Annotated in this window: 17 protein-coding genes and 1 tRNA gene; 5 read left to right on the forward strand and 13 right to left on the reverse strand. The window is 64.2% G+C overall.

Annotated features, from left to right (window positions below; all coding sequences use genetic code 11):
* The first annotated feature begins 126 nt into the window (after positions 1–126).
* Positions 127–738 (forward strand): TetR/AcrR family transcriptional regulator, encoded by a 612-nt coding sequence (locus FHU31_RS26680; protein ID WP_234901691.1) that lies wholly within the window; start codon positions 127–129, stop codon positions 736–738.
* Positions 739–805: 67 nt separating this feature from the next.
* Here FHU31_RS26680 and rho read toward each other — a convergent pair whose 3' ends face one another.
* From rho to argS, 6 genes are all read right to left on the reverse strand, one after another.
* Positions 806–2,836 carry a transcription termination factor Rho gene (gene rho, locus FHU31_RS26685; protein WP_167163740.1) on the reverse strand — a complete coding sequence of 677 codons (2,031 nt, stop codon included), beginning with the start codon at positions 2,834–2,836 and terminating at the stop codon, positions 806–808.
* Between the two features lie 287 nt (positions 2,837–3,123).
* Positions 3,124–4,107 carry a homoserine kinase gene (gene thrB / locus FHU31_RS26690; RefSeq protein WP_167163742.1) on the reverse strand — a complete coding sequence of 328 codons (984 nt, stop codon included), beginning with the start codon at positions 4,105–4,107 and terminating at the stop codon, positions 3,124–3,126.
* Between the two features lie 17 nt (positions 4,108–4,124).
* Entirely contained in the window at positions 4,125–5,231 is a 1,107-nt protein-coding gene (gene thrC, locus FHU31_RS26695) for a threonine synthase (protein ID WP_167163744.1), read from the reverse strand.
* Positions 5,228–6,553: a homoserine dehydrogenase gene (locus FHU31_RS26700; RefSeq protein ID WP_167163746.1), complete on the reverse strand. Its 1,326-nt coding sequence runs from the start codon at positions 6,551–6,553 to the stop codon at positions 5,228–5,230. The genes thrC and FHU31_RS26700 overlap by 4 nt, the downstream gene beginning before the upstream one ends.
* Complete coding sequence (lysA, locus tag FHU31_RS26705) at positions 6,550–7,947, reverse strand: diaminopimelate decarboxylase (RefSeq protein WP_167163748.1); 1,398 nt, start codon at positions 7,945–7,947, stop codon at positions 6,550–6,552. Before lysA ends, FHU31_RS26700 begins: the two co-directional genes overlap by 4 nt.
* Entirely contained in the window at positions 7,944–9,593 is a 1,650-nt protein-coding gene (argS, locus tag FHU31_RS26710) for an arginine--tRNA ligase (protein ID WP_167163750.1), read from the reverse strand. Before argS ends, lysA begins: the two co-directional genes overlap by 4 nt.
* A gap of 124 nt (positions 9,594–9,717) precedes the next feature.
* Here argS and FHU31_RS26715 point away from each other — a divergent pair.
* A tRNA-Arg gene (locus FHU31_RS26715) sits at positions 9,718–9,793 on the forward strand.
* A gap of 108 nt (positions 9,794–9,901) precedes the next feature.
* Here FHU31_RS26715 and FHU31_RS26720 read toward each other — a convergent pair.
* The 3 genes from FHU31_RS26720 to FHU31_RS26730 all read right to left on the reverse strand — a co-directional run bounded on the left by FHU31_RS26720 (position 9,902) and on the right by FHU31_RS26730 (position 12,834).
* Positions 9,902–10,696 (reverse strand): hypothetical protein, encoded by a 795-nt coding sequence (locus FHU31_RS26720; protein WP_167163752.1) that lies wholly within the window; start codon positions 10,694–10,696, stop codon positions 9,902–9,904.
* A 141-nt stretch (positions 10,697–10,837) separates the two neighbouring features.
* Positions 10,838–12,325 (reverse strand): hypothetical protein, encoded by a 1,488-nt coding sequence (locus tag FHU31_RS26725; RefSeq protein WP_167163754.1) that lies wholly within the window; start codon positions 12,323–12,325, stop codon positions 10,838–10,840.
* Positions 12,322–12,834, reverse strand: coding sequence for a hypothetical protein (locus FHU31_RS26730; protein WP_167163756.1), 513 nt, complete (start codon positions 12,832–12,834; stop codon positions 12,322–12,324). Before FHU31_RS26730 ends, FHU31_RS26725 begins: the two co-directional genes overlap by 4 nt.
* A gap of 718 nt (positions 12,835–13,552) precedes the next feature.
* On the opposite strand from FHU31_RS26730, the gene FHU31_RS26735 reads away from it, so the two are divergent.
* Positions 13,553–14,836, forward strand: coding sequence for an AAA family ATPase (locus FHU31_RS26735; protein WP_167163758.1), 1,284 nt, complete (start codon positions 13,553–13,555; stop codon positions 14,834–14,836).
* Positions 14,837–15,555: 719 nt separating this feature from the next.
* On the forward strand, positions 15,556–16,146 hold the full coding sequence (locus FHU31_RS26740; protein ID WP_167163760.1) for a hypothetical protein: 591 nt from the start codon (positions 15,556–15,558) through the stop codon (positions 16,144–16,146).
* A gap of 79 nt (positions 16,147–16,225) precedes the next feature.
* Here the strand turns inward: FHU31_RS26740 and FHU31_RS31720 are convergent, their stop codons facing one another.
* The 3 genes from FHU31_RS31720 to FHU31_RS26750 form a co-directional block, all read right to left on the reverse strand.
* Positions 16,226–16,828 (reverse strand): tyrosine-type recombinase/integrase, encoded by a 603-nt coding sequence (locus FHU31_RS31720; protein ID WP_263987928.1) that lies wholly within the window; start codon positions 16,826–16,828, stop codon positions 16,226–16,228.
* Between the two features lie 141 nt (positions 16,829–16,969).
* The gene (locus tag FHU31_RS31725; RefSeq protein ID WP_234901692.1) at positions 16,970–17,305 is read right to left on the reverse strand and encodes a hypothetical protein; all 336 of its coding nucleotides are present in this window, start codon (positions 17,303–17,305) and stop codon (positions 16,970–16,972) included.
* A gap of 249 nt (positions 17,306–17,554) precedes the next feature.
* Positions 17,555–18,187, reverse strand: coding sequence for a GIY-YIG nuclease family protein (locus tag FHU31_RS26750; protein ID WP_167163762.1), 633 nt, complete (start codon positions 18,185–18,187; stop codon positions 17,555–17,557).
* A 204-nt stretch (positions 18,188–18,391) separates the two neighbouring features.
* Between FHU31_RS26750 and FHU31_RS26755 the strand changes: the two genes are divergently transcribed.
* A complete protein-coding gene (locus tag FHU31_RS26755) occupies positions 18,392–18,685 on the forward strand; it encodes a hypothetical protein (RefSeq protein ID WP_090363939.1) in 294 nt (97 codons plus the stop codon).
* 84 nt (positions 18,686–18,769) lie between these two features.
* Here the strand turns inward: FHU31_RS26755 and FHU31_RS26760 are convergent, their stop codons facing one another.
* Positions 18,770–19,105, reverse strand: a complete 336-nt coding sequence (locus tag FHU31_RS26760) for an RNA polymerase-binding protein RbpA (protein WP_090363941.1) — start codon at positions 19,103–19,105, stop codon at positions 18,770–18,772.
* Between the last annotated feature and the right edge of the window lie 21 nt (positions 19,106–19,126).

A 19,126-nucleotide genomic window follows, 5' to 3' on the forward strand; every position in this document is an offset into this window, starting at 1 on the left:
CTCTCGACGACGGTGAACACATTGGTGAAAGTGTCTACCATGGCGGAGGGTGTGCACCATAGCCGCGCCGCCATTGGCACAATCAGTACAGCCCCACCCCGTACATATGACCAGGAGCCGGCACCTTTGACGAGCACCACCAGCACCACCACCCCGCCCAGCGTGCGTGATCGGCTGATCGACGCCGCCGAAGTGTGCCTGCGCGCCAAGGGCATCCGGGCCACCACCGTCTCCGAGGTGGCCGAGGGCGCAGGGGTGTCCCGCGGCTGGCTGTACCGGCACTTCCCCGACAAGGTGACCCTGCTGGGCGCCGCGATCGTCCGCCTCAACGAGGCGTACTGGTCCGAGGCGCACGCTGTCCTGGAGCAGGTCGAGGGCCTGGATCAGCAGATTGCCGCGGGTATCCGGCACGGCCGCACCGCGTACGACGACCCGGGCGCACTCCTGATGAAGCTGCGGATCGACGAGCCCGATGAGTTCGCCGCGTGTGCGGGCGCCGGTGTACAGGGTCTGGTGCCCGACCTGGCGAGCTTCTGGTCCCGCTACCTGATCGCCGCGCGGGAGAAGGGCGAGATCCACCCGGACGTCATCATCGCCGAAGCCTCCGAATGGGTGGCGCGCGTGGTGATCTCGCTGGCCACCGTGCCGGGCGACACGCTCGATCCCGGCGACTCGAATCAGCTACTCACCCATATTCGGCGCTATCTCATGCCCGCGCTGCGCAGCGCTCCCGCATAAGCCGAATCGACAAAAAGAGTCCCGCTTCTTACGAAGCGGGACTCTTTCGTCGGTCGATCGGCGCGGACTAGTCGTCGCCGTTACTACCGGGTGCGTTCTTGGAGACCTGGACCAGGAACTCGTAGTTGGTCTTGGTCTTACGCAGCTGGCTCATCAGCAGATCGATGGCCTGATGCGAGTCCAGCCCGGAGAGCACCCGGCGCAGCTTGTGCACGATGGCGAACTCCTCGGACGACATCAGCAGCTCGTCCTTGCGGGTGTTGGACGGATTGACATCGACGGCGGGGAACACCCGACGCTCGGCGATCTTGCGGTCCAGCTTCAGCTCGGCGTTGCCGGTGCCCTTGAACTCCTCGAAGATCACGGTGTCACCGGTGGAGCCGGTCTCGACCAGCGCCGAGGCGATGATCGTCAGGGAGCCACCGTGCTCGATATTGCGGGCCGCGCCGAGGAACCGCTTGGGCGGGTACAGCGCGGTGGAATCCACACCACCGGACAGGATGCGGCCCGAGGCCGGCGACGCGTTGTTGTATGCGCGGCCCAACCGGGTGATCGAGTCGAGCAGCACCACGACGTCCTTGCCCTGTTCGACCAGGCGCTTGGCCCGTTCGATGGCCAACTCGGCGGCCTGGGTGTGGTCTGACGGCGGCCGGTCGAAGGTCGAGGCGATGACCTCACCCTTGACCGAGCGGGTCATGTCGGTGACCTCTTCGGGGCGCTCGTCGACGAGCACGACCATGAGGTGGCATTCCGGGTTGTTGGTGGAGATCGCGTTGGCGATGTCCTGCATGATCGTCGTCTTACCGGCCTTGGGCGGGGACACGATCAGGGCGCGCTGGCCCTTGCCGATCGGCATGATCAAGTCGATCACCCGGGTGGTCAGCCGCTCGGGCGTGGTCTCCAGGCGCAGCCGCTGGTTCGGGTAGAGCGGCGTCAGCTTGGTGAAATCGGGCCGATTCTTGGCGTTCTCGACCGGACCACCGTTGACGGTGTCCAACCGCACGAGTGGGTTGAACTTCTGGCGCGGGTTGTTTCCGCCGCCGCCTTCACCCTCACGGGCGACGCGCACCGCGCCGGTCACGGCATCGCCGCGGCGCAGGCCGTTCTTGCGCACCATGTTCATCGACACGTAGACGTCGTTAGGTCCGGCCAGGTAGCCGGAGGTGCGGACGAATGCGTAGTTGTCGAGCACGTCGAGGATGCCGGCGACCGGCTGGACGACGTCGTCCTCGCGCAACTCGGTGTCGCGGTCTCCCCCGCCGCCGGAGCTGCCCGGACCGTCGCCGGTGCGCTCGCCACGGCGCCTGCGGTCCCGGAACCGGCGTCCGCGCCGGCCCTGGCGGCTGTCGTCATCGTCATCGCCGCTGTTGTCGCCGCGATTGTTGTTCTCGCCGCGGTTACTGTTGTCGCCGCGGTTGCTGTTCTCTCCGCGGTTGTTGTTCTCACCGCGGTTGTTGTTGCGGTTCTGGTTGTTGCGGTTCTGCTGACCACCGTGCTGCTGCTGGTCGCCGCTGCCGGCGCCCTCGGCCTTGTCCTGCTTGTCCTGGCCACCGGACTTCACCTCTTCACGAGGTGTCGCGTCACCGGCCGGCGCGTCCTGGCTCTTCGCCTCGGCGTCCTGCTTGGGTGCGGCGTCCTGCTTGGACTCGACGTCCTGCTTGGGTGCGGCGTCCTGGCCGGCCTCGGCGCTGTCCTGCGACGCAGGCTCCTGCGCTGCGGCGGGCGCGCCCGTACCCCGGGAAGCACCGCGGCGCTCACGCCGCGGCCGTTCGGTCTGCTCCGGCGCATCGGCTGCAGCGGCAGGGGCGCTCGCGGCCTTTGCCGCGGGTGCCGCGTCGGCTGCAGCGGCCGTGCCGCCACCCCCGCTGCGGATTTCCTTGATGGCAGAGATGAGTTCGCTCTTGCGCATGCCGGACGTGCCCTTGACGCCGGCCTCATTGGCCAGCGCGCGCAGGTCCGGGAGCAGCATCGACGTGAGCGAGCCGCCACGGCCACCGCGAGTGGCGCCCGTGCTGGGCGCATCGGTGGTTTCCACGACTGGTTGCGCGGCGACGGCCACGTCGCTGTCGCTGGTCGTGAAGAGGTCCGTATCAGTCACGGATTTCCTTTCTTTCCCCGCCGTCCATCCGACGCGAGGGGTCCCCGAAGGTCATGTGCAGTCAGCCAAACAGCCGATTGCGTTGTCTTCCACGGCGCCACCGTCACCATTGCAACGATGACCACCGGGATTCGCCGCCATGCGGAGGACCGTCAGCCCACGAGTGAAATACGAGAAGATGAGGTAGTCGTCCTAGTGTCGGCGCAGCTAGAGACGCTGCGATTGCTGGACAATTGCGAGAATAACTCGCATCACTGCCGGAAGCAAGAAACGCCCTCTTTCGCGTGTTATCCCGAAGCGGCGTGTCCGGCGATACCGGGTGACCAGCGAACACCGTGGCCCACCGACATTTCGGTGACGGCGAATCCCTTCGCGGCGCCGAACTCCAGAGCCTGCGCCGGTAGATCCGTCCCGTTGGTCAGAGCTATCACCGCAGGTCCAGCTCCTGAGAGCACCGCTGGTATGTTCAACCGCCGCAAGGTCGCGAGATATTCCGCCGATGCCGGCATCGACGGCGCCCGCTGCGACTGATGCAGCCGGTCCTCGGTCGCCTCCAACAACAGATCGGGCCGTTGAGTGAGGGCCACCACAAGCATCGCCGCACGGCTGAGGTTGAACCGGGCATCGGTATGGGGCACCTGCGTGGGTAGCACGGCGCGGGTCTCGGCCGTCGATGACCGGTTCTCCGGGATCGCGGGGAACAACCGGATGTTCGGGTGCAGGTCCAGCTGGGCGGCGCCGTAACGAGCCGGACAGGCCTTGCCCCCGTCGCTCCGCTCCCCCGTGGCGCCCGAAACGGTCCAGGACACCACGGCCCCGCCGAGCACGGCGGCCGCCGCGTTATCGGGGTGCCCCTCGAACTCCGAAGACAACTGCACCAGTTCATCGCGGCTCAGTTCCGGTGAACCTACTTGCACGGCAAGCCCATTGACGACGGCCAAACCGCCCACCACGGCTGCCGCCGAGGAGCCCAGCCCACGCGAATGCGGGATCACGTTGCGGCAGGTCACCTTCAACCCGCCGACCTGCAGGCCGGCTGCCGCCAGGCCTCGGTGGATGGCCCGCACCACCAGGTGCGACTCGTCCAGCGGAACCTGACCGGCGCCCTGCCCTTCGACATCGATCTTGAGGCCGGATTCCGTTGTCTCCACGAAGATTTCGTCGTACAGACCGAGCGCGAGACCGAGACTGTCGAAGCCTGGTCCGAGGTTGGCACTGGAGGCCGCCACAGCGGACGAGGCCGTCAACCCGGCCCGCAGAATCTGGGTCACGAGAGTTCGTCCGCCCGTCAGACCAGGCCGAGCTTCTCGACGACGGCCACCGGATCAACCGGCACCGGAGTCACCGGCGGCATGCCCTTGAGGGCGGTGTCGGGGTCCTTGAGACCGTTGCCCGTCACCGTGCACACCACCGTGGAACCGGGCTTGACCCAGCCGTCCTCGATCGACTTGAGCAGCCCGGCGATGCTGGCCGCCGATGCCGGCTCGACGAAAACGCCCTCGACCCGGGCCACCAGGTGGTACGCCGCCAGAATCTCCTCGTCGGTGGCCGCCACAAACCGGCCGTTGGACTGCTGCTGCGCTTCGACGGCCGAATTCCAGGACGCCGGTGAACCGATCCGGATGGCGGTGGCGATCGTCTCCGGGTGGCTGACCGGCTGGCCCGACACCAGCGGCGCCGCGCCGGCGGCCTGGGTGCCCAGCATCCGCGGCAGGCGGTCGCTCACGCCGTCGCGGTGGTACTCGCTGTACCCACGCCAGTAGGCGGTGATGTTCCCGGCATTGCCGACCGGCAACGAGTGCACATCCGGTGCGGTACCGAGCGCGTCGACGATCTCGAAGGCGGCAGTCTTCTGCCCCTCGATGCGCACCGGGTTCACCGAGTTCACCAGGGCGATGGACGGAAAGTCCGCCGTCAGCTTGCGGGCCAGCTCGAGACAGTCGTCGAAGTTGCCGTCGACCTGAATGATCTTGGCGCCGTGCATGACTGCCTGGGCCAGCTTGCCCATCGCGATCTTGCCCTGGGGTACCAGCACCGCGCAGGTGATACCGGCTTTGGCGGCATAGGCGGCGGCCGACGCCGAGGTGTTACCCGTCGAGGCGCACAGCACCGCCTTCTGCCCGCGGGCCAGCGCATCGCTGACCGCCATGGTCATCCCGCGGTCTTTGAACGACCCCGTCGGGTTGAGTCCTTCGACCTTCAGATGCACCGTGCAACCGGTCTGCTCGGACAGGCGCTTGGCATGGATCAGCGGGGTCCCGCCCTCCAGCAGGGTGACCGGCGTCCATTCGTCGGTGACCGGCAACCGGTCCCGGTACGCGGCGATCAGACCGGGCCAGGGGATGTGCACGGGTCCGATCCCCGTCGCTTCGCTCGCCTCGGCGGTCTTGCTCATTCTGCGGTTCCTTCCAGTCGCAGCACGCTGTTGATGCACTCCACGGCGTCGTGGTCGGCAAGGGCGGCAACGGTTTCCGACAGTGCGGCGTCGGTGGCCTTGTGGGTGACGACGACGATGCGCGCACCGTGGCGCTGCCCGTCCTCGTCGACGGTGCCCTCCTGGCGCACCTCGGCGATACTGACCTCGCGCTTGCCGAACTCGGCCGCCACCGAGGACAGCACGCCCGGCTTGTCGGCGACGTTCATGCTCACGTAGTAGCGCGTGGGGATGAAGCCGATCGGCGCGATGGGCAACTCTGCGTACTTGGACTCACGCGGGCCACGGCCACCCTGAACCCGGTTGCGGGCCGCCATCACGACATCGCCCATCACCGCGGACGCGGTCGGTGCACCGCCGGCACCCTGCCCGTAGAACATCAGCCGACCGGCGGCCTCGGCTTCGACCACCACGGCGTTGAAGGCCCCGCCGACGGTGGCCAGCGGGTGCTCCAGAGGCACCAACGCCGGATAGACGCGAGCCGAAACCCGCTGCTGCCCTTCATCGTTGGTCAGTCGCTCGCAGATGGCCAGCAGCTTGATATTGCAGCCCAGCGCCCTGGCCGACTCGAAATCGGCGGCGCTGACCTTGGTGATGCCCTCGCGGTAGACGTCGTCTGCGGTGACCCGGGTGTGGAAGGCGATCGAAGCCAGAATCGCCGCCTTCGCGGCGGCGTCGTAACCCTCGACATCGGCGGTGGGGTCGGCCTCCGCGTAACCCAGGGCACTGGCATCGGCGAGCGCGCTGGCGTAGTCGGCACCGGTGTCGTTCATGGCGCTGAGGATGTAGTTCGTGGTGCCGTTGACGATGCCGGCCACCCGCAGCACGGTGTCACCGGCCAGCGACTGGGTCAGCGGCCGGATCACCGGGATCGCGCCGGCCACTGCTGCCTCGAAATACAGATCGACACGGGCCTTTTCGGCCGCCTGGGCAAGTTCGCCGGTGGACTGGGCCATCAGCGCCTTGTTCGCGGTGACGACGGACTTGCCGGTCTCCAGCGCTTTGAGGATGGCCTTGCGGGCCGGTTCGACGGGTCCCATCAGCTCGATGACGATATCGACGTCGTCGCGGGAGACCAGCGCGTCGATATCGTCGGTGAGCAACTCGATCGGCACCCCGCGGTCGGCGGAGACGGTGCGGACCCCCACACCGCGCAGTTCCAGTGGCGCGCCGATGCGGGCGGCCAGGTCCGGAGCGCTCTCGTTGATGATGCGCACCACCTCGGTGCCCACATTGCCCAGACCCAACACCGCTACGCCGATGGGCTTGTCCTTCTTGCTCATTCGCCGCTCACCTCCAAACTCAATAGATCGTCGACGCTTTCCCGCCGCAGAATCAGCCGGGCCCTGCCCTCGCGGACGGCCACCACAGCCGGCCGGGTCACCAGGTTGTACCGGCTTGACATCGAATAGCAGTAGGCGCCGGTCGCGGCCACCGCCAACAGATCACCGGGGGTGATGTCATCGGACACCCAGGTGTCGCGGACCACGATATCGCCGCTCTCGCAGTGCTTTCCGACGATCCGAGCCAGCGCGGCCGGGGCCTCGCTGACCCGCGACACCAGCCGCGCGTCGTACTCGGCGTCATACAGCGCGGGCCGGATGTTGTCGCTCATCCCGCCGTCGACGCTGACATAGCGCCGCTGCGCGGTGTCGCTGATGGCGACATCCTTGACGGTGCCCACCTCGTAGAGGGTGATCGTGCCCGGCCCTGCGATGGCCCGGCCCGGCTCGACCACCAGCTTCGGCGTGGGCAGCCCGACGGCCGCCGATTCGTTCTTCACGATCGCCTTGAGCTTGTCGGCCAGCTCCTGCATCGGCGGCGGATCGTCGGACGGCACGTAGGAGATGCCCAGTCCCCCACCGAGATCGAGGATGTTCATCTGCGCGGTCTTGTCCACGCCGAACTCGGCGACCACATCGCGGAGCAGTCCGATCAGGCGACGCGCGGCGATCTCGAAGCCGGAGACGTCGAAGATCTGCGAGCCGACGTGGCAGTGCAGGCCGACCAGGCGCAGGTGGTCGGTGGCGAACACCTGGCGTACCGCGTCCAACGCGGCGCCGCTGGCCAGCGACAGCCCGAACTTCTGGTCCTCGTGCGCGGTGGAGATGAATTCGTGGGTGTGCGCCTCGACTCCGGGGGTGACCCGCACCAACACGTCTTGGACGATGCCGGCTCCACCGGCGATGGCGTCGAGGCGCTCGATCTCGATCTCCGAGTCCAGCACGATATGCCCGACCCCGGCCTTCACCGCCATGCTGAGCTCGTCCACGGACTTGTTGTTGCCGTGCACGGTGATCCGCTCGGCCGGGAAGTCCGCGTGCAGCGCGACGGCCAGCTCACCACCGGTGGCGACATCCAGCGACAGACCCTCGGATTTCACCCAGCGGGCGATCTCGGTGCACAGGAACGCTTTCGACGCGTAGTGCACGTATTCGCCGCCACCGAACGCCGCGGCGATATCCCGGCAGCGCGAGCGGAAATCGTCCTCGTCGATGACGAACAGCGGGGTGCCGAACTGTGCGGCCAAGTCGGTGACCGTCACCCCGGCAACCGAGACGACACCATCGGCACCTCGAGCCAGGTTGCGCGGCCAGACATTCGGGGCCAGAAGCAGGATCTCGTCGGGCGTCTGCGGCTTGTCCGGCACGGCAGCACCGGCGGTCTGCGCACTCACATCCGCTCCGGGGCGCTGACGCCGAGGATCGCCAGACCGTTGGCGATGACCTGGCGGGTGGCCTCGCACAGCGCCAGCCGGGCCGAATGCAGCTCTGCTGGCTTTTCGTCGCCCTGGGGCAGCACCCGACAGGAGTCGTAGAACCGGTGGTAGTCACCGGCCAGGTCCTCCAGGTACCGGCACACCCGGTGCGGTTCCCGAAGTGCGGCTGCGGTTTTGAGCACCCGGCCGAATTCGCCGATGGTGCGCATCAGGGTGGCTTCACGGTCGTGGCTGAGCAGTTCCAGGTGTGCGGTGTCGGCGGCCAGGCCCAGATCGGCGGCGCTGCGGGCCAGAGCCGAGAGCCGGGCGTGCGCGTATTGCACGTAGTAGACCGGGTTTTCGCTGGATGCCGAGGACCACAACGCCAGGTCGATATCGATCGGGCTGTTGACCGAGGACCGGATCAGCACATACCGGGCGGCGTCCACCCCGATGGCGTCGACCAGGTCGTCCAGGGTGATCACGGTGCCGGCGCGCTTGCTCATCCGGACCGGCTGGCCGTCGCGGACCAGGTTGACCATCTGCCCGATCAGCACCTCGACGGTGTCCGGGTCGTCACCGAGCGCGGCGGCGGCCGCCTTGAGCCGGGCGATGTAGCCGTGATGGTCCGCGCCGAGCATGTAGATACACAGGTCGAAGCCACGTGCGCGCTTGTCCAGGTAGTACGCGAGGTCGCCGGCGACATAGGCGGGATGGCCATCGCTCTTGATGACGACCCGATCCTTGTCGTCACCGAACTCGGTGGTGCGCAACCACGTTGCGCCGTCCTTCTCGTAGATGGCACCGTTTTCCCGCAGCTTCGCGATGGCCTGGTCGACCCGGCCGGAGGTGTGCATCGAGTCTTCGTGGGTGTAGACGTCGAAGTCGGTGCCGAAGTCGTGCAGCGACTTCTTGATGTGGGTGAACATCAGGTCCACGCCGATCGCCCGGAACTTCTCCTGCCGCTCGTCGGCGGGCAGGCTCAACGCGTCGGGCGCCTTGGCGAGCACGGCTGCGGCGATCTCGTTGATATAGCTGCCGGCGTATCCGTCTTCGGGCGCGGGTTCGCCCATGGCCGCGGCCACCAGCGAGCGGGCGAAGCGGTCGATCTGGCCGCCGTGGTCGTTGAAGTAGTACTCGCGGGTGACCTCGGCGCCCTGGGTGGTCAGCAAGCGGCCCAGGGCGTCGCCGACGGCGGCCCAGCGGGTGCCACCGATGTGGATGGGCCCGGTCGGGTTGGCCGAGACGAATTCCAGGTTGATCTTCAGGTCGAGGTCAGCCGAGTGCCCGTAGGTGGCCCCGGCGGACAGCACGTTGGTGACGACGACGCCTTGGGCGCCGGCCTCGATACGCAGGTTGACGAATCCGGGGCCCGCGACCTCGGCGGCGGCGATCCCGTCGGCGGCGGTCAGCGCCTCGGCCAGCCAGCCGGCCAGCTCACGAGGATTGGCGCCGACCTTCTTGGCGAGCTGAAGTGCGACGTTGGTGGCGTAGTCACCGTGTTCGGGGTTGCGCGGACGCTCGACGGTCACCGTTTCGGGCAGCGCGGCGGTGTCCAGGCCGTGTTCGGCCAGGACCGCGGCGGCGGTGGTCTTGAGCAGGGCAGCCAGGTCGGCGGGTGTCACAGGGGTCCATCCTATGGTCTGGGGTGGTCAGCACCCGAATCCATTCCGATTCACGGGGGCGCGCTCCCATGCGCTAGTCTTGCTCCGCTAGTCTGACAAAGCCCTAACGGCGCGAGTTTCACGCGCCCCCGTAGCTCAGGGGATAGAGCGTCTGCCTCCGGAGCAGAAGGCCGCAGGTTCGAATCCTGCCGGGGGCACCACACCGAAAACCGCCTCTCACCAGGCGCTATGGGCCGGTATGGCCGACCTCCCACACAGGGCTCAACAATGATCCAACCATCCACGTCTTCGCTGGTGGCGCGGATTCGTTAGCTGGGGTCGTCTCGCGTGGGCTGGTCAGTGTTGATGCGGTTCCACACATAACCTGCTTCATCTTCGAATCGAATGCCGATGCGCAATCGCAGACCGGACCGGGTTGCGCGGTAGGCGACTGAAGTCGACGCGCCTGGTCCCAACGATGGCGGCCATTCGGATTGAATTTGGCCGATCATCGCTTGCCGAAGAGCGGCGCTCACCTGTGGCTTGATCTGTTGTGCCATTGCGTTCTTCATCTGATTTGCAATCGACGGTTGCCCGTACCCCATGCCCATCGCGCCCATGCCAAACTGTTGCTGTTGGCGGAGCAAGCCTGCCATCGGACCCGAGTTCATCAATCCACCAACACCGCCGCTGACCGCGTCCGAAATAATTTTCTCCATCGCCCCGGATATGTCGAGTTGGCCGGTAGCCTTCTGCACCCCGTCGGTGACTTCGACGTCCTGGTCGTCGTAGGCGATAACGACGACTCGAAGATCGTTGATGACGCCGGTACTGGCGTTCTGGATGTGTGCAAGCCAGATGTTTTCGCCGAACCGGTCCCCGCTCGCGATTTCAGGAACGATCTTGCGGGCCTGTGCTGCGATTCGGTCGTCTTCGGCGCGCTGCAAAGCGGCCATCTGATCGTTATATCGGTCGCGATCTTCAGTCGCTTGTGCGTCTCGGTCGTCACGCTCTCGTCGCGCCTTGCGCGGTTCACGCCACACCGCGACGTAGAGCGCAATCAGCACACCGACCGTTGTCGAGATCGACGTCGTGATCTGTAGCCAAGCCGGAATCAGATTCACCGTTCACTCCCCTAGATCCGTTTCGAACCTTCCGGCTCAAACGATAAGGACGCGGTACGACAAAACCGTCCGGCGACGCCCGCGACAGCACCCGCCTTGGCGGGTCGCCACCACCACGCGTTTAGCTGACTGAGCTACCGCCTAGACGCTCTTCGAACCTTCGTCGGCCACTGGATCTGGGGATGGGTCAACGTCTGATAAGACATCACCGGCATCCTCAGAACGGTCAGGTTCGCCGTTACGATTCAGTACTTGTGCGAGCGTCTCCCGCACTTCGTCGTCGGTTTCGGCCAGCAGGTTCCAGCCGTTCCAAATCAGCCCGGAAACCGACACTCTGGAGCTGGTGCGCGGACCGGCAACACCTCTGTTGTAGTCGACCGGCACCCGTTTTCCCTCTACGAGCGCTACGACTTCGTTGACCCGAACCAAATTGCCGACCGTCTCCGTCACCCTCTCGACGAGGTCACTCGTCGCAACGTCACCCTGCCCAGGTGAGGTAAATCGGACGGTTATGCCGTCGGTGTCGCTCACCCCGATGTCAGAGATCGTTAACTGAGCCTCTTCGGCGCGCATCGATAGGTTGGATAACGTCGGCGGTAGATCGACTGCGAAGTCTTCGTCGGTGGCATTCTCAGTCGCGTTGAGAGCGGGTGCACCGATCCACGCTTGGTAACCCGCTCCCCGTAGCGAAAGAGTCCCACTGTCGATTTGCCAGATAAACGGGTCCACCTCTTGGTCGGAACGTTGCGTTCTGCGCATCATGTACCGGTTCGAAGCAAGCCGTGAAATAGCGTTCTTCATTATGCTTTGAAGCCGTGGCTGACTCCCCACCAGATGCAACTGACTGAAAGATTCAAGGGTGACGGCGTTACCAATTTGCTCCCAAAAATCCGATAGCGATTCTGGGACAATCTCTAACATTTGGCCAAGTAAATCTGCTGTCAGGTTGTCACCAATTGAGGTTAGGCCGCCAGGGAATTCCACGCCTGAAGCTCCGCCGCTGATCCACGCCGCTTCAAACAAGTGAGTAAATTCAACAGTCGAAGCCGGGTCAAGAACTGTTTCGACAGCTTGGATTGCGTCCGCGGTCTTTTCGCGGTCTGAGTGCATCGCTCCGTCAAATCCCGACTCGACCGTCTGCGCAAGTGTTACAACTTCCGAATCTTCAATTACACCCCTACCGCCTCGCATAACAAAAGATGACAGCATTTTACCGGTACGAGGAGCGTCATCCAGGAGTCCGATTGCCGGCACGCTCGCAATGAGGCTCTTCCGCGCACCAGCAGACTGGGAAAGAGAGTCAATTGCTTGTCGAATTGGCCGATCGTTATAAGGCACGAACTCGCTCAGCTGAACGAAGATCGGATTGTGATCAGTAAGTCTTACGACGTCTTCTTCGATCTCCTCCGCATACGCTGATGCACGCAGATAGACGAATCGATCCTGACGATTTCTCCAACGCATGACGAAATCGGGTAAATAAGAATGGTTGAAATGCTCCGTCGATAGCAGCCGCACGTCGTCGTCTGCTTCATGCAATGCCTTCGCAGCAAGTCGTTTGATCTGCCTTATTGCGTCATCATATTCTGGAGCATCCGCGGCCGCTAATATATCGTTATAGGTAGTCACAACTCGACCTCTTTCGCGCTATTCACAATATAATCTTCGAGAACACCGTGGTGCTTCTGCGTAAGCGTTAGATGTTCGATCTGCTGAGGCGACAAGATAAGAAGCCATACTCGCTTTGACACCGTTTCTGCAATTTCAGGACTGAATTCTTTTTCGCAATCTTGCCCCGGCGTGAAATTGACATCTACAAAATCCTTATGAAGGACTGCATCTTTGATGTCATCAACGCTGGTAATTTTATCCCATCTTGTCCCACCGTGCGGGGCGAAAGAGATCCAGAAGAACTGATCTGCCATCATATGGTCAATGGCCACGGCGCGGTAGCAGTGAGCGAGGAACCCACGAAAATGCTGGGGTAAATCAGACGAGTTTGCATAGTTCTTGACTTCGGCGAGAAACTGCTCACCATCAAAGTCTCCTTCGCGGAAACGTCCACCAAGATCAAAAGAAAATGTAGCGTTGGCATCCTTAAAGTGGGCCTTCTTTAGGCTCAACTTCTTCTTGGCCACGCCGTCTGGATTAACTAGTTCAGCTCTGACCCTGGTCGATCGATCTAGCCATTGCTTGGCTAGCAGTGCGCCCTGCCGACCCTTTGCCTGTTCAGTTTCACCCGACACACAAGCTCCCCCACATACACGCGATCATTCGCTGTACGGTACGTCACCCCCGATCTGGCTAGTCGGCATTCTCGGCCGTGTCGTCTGCCGCCAACCGAGCCGCCCCACAACCTGGCTCTAGCCTCACGCTAACTCTCGGCCACGACAAGTTCAGCACCTAGCGGCAGGCGGTAAGAACCGCCAGACCGTTCAGTACGAGACGCGGCGTCCGGCGCTGACGCCGACGTAGTAGCGCGTCCGGCCGCGCTTCGGTTTGAGTTCAATTCCGGCACGAACGCCGACGTACTCCCCGCCAGGGCCGACGCGACCGCCGCTGACCTTTCGCGAATCGACTTTGGTCGGCACGGCCCGTTTCACCCGCGACGACCGTGAGCCGGTCGGCGCGAATCTCCCACGGCGGTCGCGCTTGATGTTGCGTCGTTTCGCCATCGTCAGCGCTTCCGCTGACGGCCAGTGCTCTTGGCCCGTCGACCGACTTTGGTCGAACCCTTCGACCGCGCTTGCTTCGCGAACTTGGCGCGCGCCGCTTTCTGCTTCCTGGTCGCCACGTCAGCGTCCCTCCCGATGGTGGACATACACGTCTGACAGTCCAAGATCGGCCGGATCGCGGATGATGCCGTCGCGGTGTGGCGAACGTGCCGCTGACTATCGCGGTCCGATTGCCGCGCGTTCGTTCATTCCGTCCAAGACCGCTCCGGCGAGCGGCAAAACCCTCGATCCGGTCGCGGCCCAGATGCGCGACCAGATCTTGGCCGACCTACTCGCACCGGAATCGTTCGTGTCGCGTCATCTGGAGCCGAAGCGGCGAAAGACGTTCCGCGACAACTACACCAAACGCGTTGCAGGCGGCGAGAGCCGTCACGCCGCGATGATGTCGGTTCTCGGTTGGGCGGCGCGAGAGGTCGCACCTGGTCTTGTGTCGGCGGATGTGTTCAACGATCTGCACGCCGACTGGAACGCGTCGTTTCGCGGAACCGACCGCGCACCGCAGCGCGGCGAGTTCGCCGGAATGCTGCGCACCTCGATTGGCAAGGTCGCAACCGCCGATGACGACCCGGCGATGATGGCCGATCTGCTTAACCGTGCGCGCCGCGACTTCGGCACCGATCATCGCGACGACAAACGCGATGCGGGTTCGCTCGTCGGATGGTTCGACCGTTTGCAGATCGGAACCGCCACCCATGACCAAAGCGACGAAGCCCCGACCACCGGCCAAACTGTAGATCGGCGAAACGCCCCGCTGGATCTTCGGCGGCTGCGCACCCAACCGCGCAAGCCGGTGTCGTGGCTGTTGCCAGACGTGCTGGCTTGCGACAGCTACGTGTCGTTGTCGGCCGCACCGGGCACCGGTAAATCGGTGATCGCGCGCGGTCTGTCGGTCGACGCGTCTGTCGGGCGAACCCACACCGATCACGCCGAGACGTTCGACCCGGCGCGGGTGATCTGTCTGGACGCCGAGAACGGCGAGGACTGGTGGCGCGATGGTCTGGACGCAATGAGCGCGCCCATGGATCTGCCCAACCTTGCGGTGGTATACTTCCCCGATTTGGGCGCACTCGGGACAGTTCGCCAGGACAGCTTTTCTGTCCCGGACAGGCTAGCAAACCCCGAAAATCGATGTTTTCGCAGGTCAGACCTGTCCCGGACAAAAACCCGATTCGTGGTCCCGTCAGAACAGCTTTCAGGACAGTTCGGCACAGCGTTTCGAGCCGCGTCACGGTTGGTGACCGCCGTTCCCGGTGTGCGCCTGCGCGTTGCTCTTGCGCACCTTCACCACTGCCGCCCACCGGTCGTTGGCAGCGGTGAGCGTGCCGCCAGCAGAGGCGTACGCGGTTTGGGCGGCTGTCCGGCCAAGTTTGGCGTCGATGCCGAGCCGGTCCAGATCGTCGACTAAGGCAATCACGTGCGGATCGAGTGCGGCGACCGTTCCATCCACCTGTTGAGTTGTCAGCGATGCGGCGACGCTTCGGCGTTCGTGACGTAGCGGATTGTCGATCCGCCGCAGGCACCGTTTCGGCGAAGTGCGGTCGTCGGCGCTTTCCCAGCGTCAACACCAAATCGTCGCTTCCCGGTGTGGGTGTGGTCAGCCGGAAATCGGCGTCAACGTCGGACAGCTTGTGCGAGCTTCCGCGCGGACCGAGATCGGCGTTCTTTCCCAAGTGGTCGAGGCGGAGAACGGCAATCTTCTGGTCGCGTAGCGGGTTGGATTGAATGCCGGTAGAACTGGCTCCACGTGTCGGCGTCGTTTTCGCCGCCCGCGGTGAACCGGTTCACCGTGTCGAGCACCACCAGATCAACCCCGCCCAGATCGGCGGCGCACTCGGTGACCAGTTCCAGGAATTCGCGCGCGCCCTTCGCGGTGTCCGTCGCAGAGCAGCGCCGCGCCGACGTGGCCGCAGCCCGCGAGGCTGGCCGCGCCGTCATCCGGCAATCGCAACGCGCGTTGCCACGCGGACGCGGCTAACCCGGCGGGTACGAAACCTGCCGGGTTGCGGTCATCGCCGCACTTCAGCGGGTTTTGCGTTCATAGCTCAACGATGATCGAACTATGAAGCTGCAAGTCGCCTGTGTTTTTTCGAGCGTCGACCGATCGATAGTGGGACACTGCCGTCCGTGACGACGACTGTGCTCGCGATCCTTGGACCGACCCTGGGGTTGTGCGGCGTTCTTGCTGGCCTTTGGTTAGGTGAACGGCGGTGGAAACGTGACGCGGGGCGCGAAGACACAAAGCTATACCGCAGCAAGCTCATCGAGACCTACCTCGAACTGTGGGATGTCGTGAACGACACTCAGCAGCAGATGCGGCGCGCCTTGAGCGACGGCCTCGAACCGCGTGACCGAGCAAAGCTGATCGGCGGCGCGAACGATTTCATGATTCGCGCGGGAATCTTTATTGAGAGGCAGGACCGAATACTCGTTCTCGACTACTTAGCTTGCACGAACGAGTATTTCGATATTCTGGCGAAACGCGGAGATCCTAACGAACTGTTCGTGTCGATGCCGCACTACGAACTCGACAGCAACGTATCACAAATGATCGGTGCTCAGGAGCGAGCGGATGTGCTGCGAGATGAACTGCGCGAACGAGTACGACTTGTCGCCGGAATGAAGGACTCTGGTGGATGGAGTCCCGATGTCAAGCCTTCCCGCGACCTTGTGTTGCGGCTTCGTCAGTTAGAAGCAGGAACCGAACCGACTCCCTGACCCGTCAGCGTTTCGGCGCGCAACGCCGACAGCGCATCGGCAACGGCGACGTCCCGGCCGGAGACCTGCTGTTGGTAGATCAGGCTCGCGCTTTGTGGGTGGAGTGTCGAAGCCGCGCCATCGTTTCGACCAGATTGCCAACCTGCGCGGTCATAGTTCCGGCGAAGTGGCGCAGATCGTGCACGCGCATATCGTCGCGACCGATGGACGCTAGCGCGGGCTTGAACATGTCTTTGGCGAACACTCGATCATTGACGTGGCAGCCACCGCGCGCGGGTGTGAACAGCATCGAATCCCCCGCCTTGTCAACGTGATTCGCCAAGTGCGATTTGATGTCATCGCGGATGTGCGGCGGAATCACCACCTTGGCGGGCTGGCCGTCTTTCGGTGTGTCGACCATGCAATTACCGCTGCGATGGGTGACACCGCGCGCGACGGTCACAACCGAACAGTCCGCGTCGAAGTCTTTGCGTCGAAGCTCGGAGACCTCCCCGTAGCGCAGACCGCACCACGCCGAGAGCAACACCAACGCGCGAAACCGCCCGTTCTTCGGATCGGTGCCAAGTGCGTCGGCGATGGCTTCCAGTTCGGGAATGGTCGGGACGACCGCCTGGCGCTTCGTCTTGGGATTCATCGCGCGCTCGATCATGCACGGGTTGCGATCGATCAGACCGTCGCGCACGGCGGTATTGCAGACCATGCTCAGAAGCGCGTAAGCGTGCGCGTTGCGTGTTGGGTGGGTGCTGCCAAGGCCGGAGAACCACGAACGGACCAACGCGGGTGTGAGGTCTTTAACCGCATACCGGCCAAGCTTGGGATCGATCTAGTTCTTCAACGACGCTTCGTAGCCGATCCGCGTTCGCGCTTTCAGGTTGCGTTCACCGATCACCGTCTTGGCGTAGTCGGCCACCGTGACCGCCGCGGCCTGAACTTCGGTGGCGATCACTTCCGGCGGTTTCCACGATGACAGACCTTCGTCGCTGGCCGCGCATCGCTCGACCCGATCCCGTTCTTTCGTCAGCCAACGTTCGGCGGTCATCTTCGATTCCAAGGTGACCGGCGCGAAATGTCGCCGCAGATCGGGACCGACGAACGACGCTTGATAGCGCGCCGACTTGGTTGGTTGCTTTCTACTGATTCCTGACAGAATCGCGCTCAAATACTGCGGCCCAATTATTTAACCAGCGGATTTGCGGCTGCTCAACCATGACTCAACGATGCCAACCATTCTACCCCGCGCGTGATGGGCATGATGAGCGAACGCCAGATCAGCCAAAGATGCTGGCTAGAGCCCCCTTTGCAGGTCAGGGCACACTTTGAGTTTGGGTTAGACGGCACTTTCGAATCCTGCCGGGGGCACCCTTGTTCTAGCAGTTCAGGCAGGTTTGCGCGGGCTTCCCGCGGCCGCCTACGACCACTCGGCGAGCACGCGCATCTTGCCGGCCTTCACCGCCGCCTCGCGGCGCCGCCGCTTGAGCTCGGGCGCGAAGGCGTTCCGCCCGTTCTCCTGGAAGTTCAGCGGCAGATTCAGGGCATCGATCAGCTTGGGTTCGAGATACCAGGGCTCGGGGTGCAGCACCCAGGACACGGCGGCATTCTCGGCCATCCACTGGGTCAGGACGGCTTCCCCGCCGGCAAACGTCTGCCGCTTGCCCGACCCGATGCGGCGCAGGGCGAAGCCCAGCTGATCACCGAGAAGCACGCCCAGCGACTTGCGCAGCGTGGAGCCGTCGGCACCGGCATTGCCGGCGCCGAAGTGGTACCGGACGCGTTTGCGCAGATCCTGAGGGACGTGCGGTTTGCCGTCTGTCCGTGGCGGCCCGGGGCTGATACCGACGTAGAGCAATGTCCAGCCGTCGCGTTGTTCACAGCCGGAGACATCGATACCGCCCGGGATATCCCGGAACCACCAGCCGTACGCGCCCGCCGCACTGGGCACCGGGCACGGGTCGGCGAACACCTCGGCACGTGTATACCGCTGAGCAGCAAGGAAATTCACGACCGCGTTGGCGCGGCGCTTCTCGGACATCGACTCAGCCATATCGCCCAGCGTAGTCGCGGTTGCACTGACGTTGTGCACTGTCGCGCGGTGACCGTGCGACACCATCACGAAGGTCACCGCCCACGGCTACCACGCCACATCTCGACCGGTGCCGAAGGCGACGTGCACGTGGTGCATCTGATGTCACTTTGACCAGGTCCCGTACCTTTCTCGGTGGACGCGGGACCCGGCTAGGATCTGCTGATGTTTCGCATCGACGGGATCAACGGCGAGAGCATCGTGGTCGACGGCGTGTGGGTGGAGAAGCTGCGGACCAACAACTCGATAGGGCGCAACCCCGCCGACAAATACTCGGGCACCGACGTCAAGGAGATCAGCCGGCGCAAGAAGCTGTTCGGCGGCGAACGCGAGCACCTGCTTCAACTCACCATCGGAGTCGGCACCTTCTACTCGCTGATGGTGCCCGCCGAGAAACGCGCCGAAGTCGACGCGCTCCTGGCCGAACTCGATGCCGCTCGGGTCCGCGCCACGTCTTAGCGCAGGGCGATCATCGATGACTGTTCGGCACCAAGAGCAGTACGTCGAACCGCCGTGGCGCGGACAACGTTGCGGGTCGCCGAGCTAGCCGCGGCGACGGGTCTTGATGACTTCCAGACGTTCCTTGAGCAGGTCTTCGAGTTCTTCCACCGAGCGGCGCTCCAGCAGCATGTCCCAGTGGGTGCGCACGGCCTTCACCGGCTTCTGCTCGGCGGCCTCACCGTTGATGAGGATGCCCTCCTGCCCGTTGCGGCATGCCCAGGTGCCCGGAAGGTCGGCGTCGTCGGCGAACGGCACATCGAATTCTTCGCCGTTGTCGGTCCGGTAACGCGCCACCTGGCGCGGTGCCAGGTTGTGGTCACGGTCGGTCTCGTAGCTGACTCCGCCGAGGCGGCTGCCCTTCATCACGCGATTCGACATAGCCAACAATCCTCATTTCAC

The sequence above is a fragment of the Mycolicibacterium fluoranthenivorans genome (genome assembly GCF_011758805.1).
In the GTDB taxonomy this organism is placed as follows: domain Bacteria; phylum Actinomycetota; class Actinomycetes; order Mycobacteriales; family Mycobacteriaceae; genus Mycobacterium; species Mycobacterium fluoranthenivorans.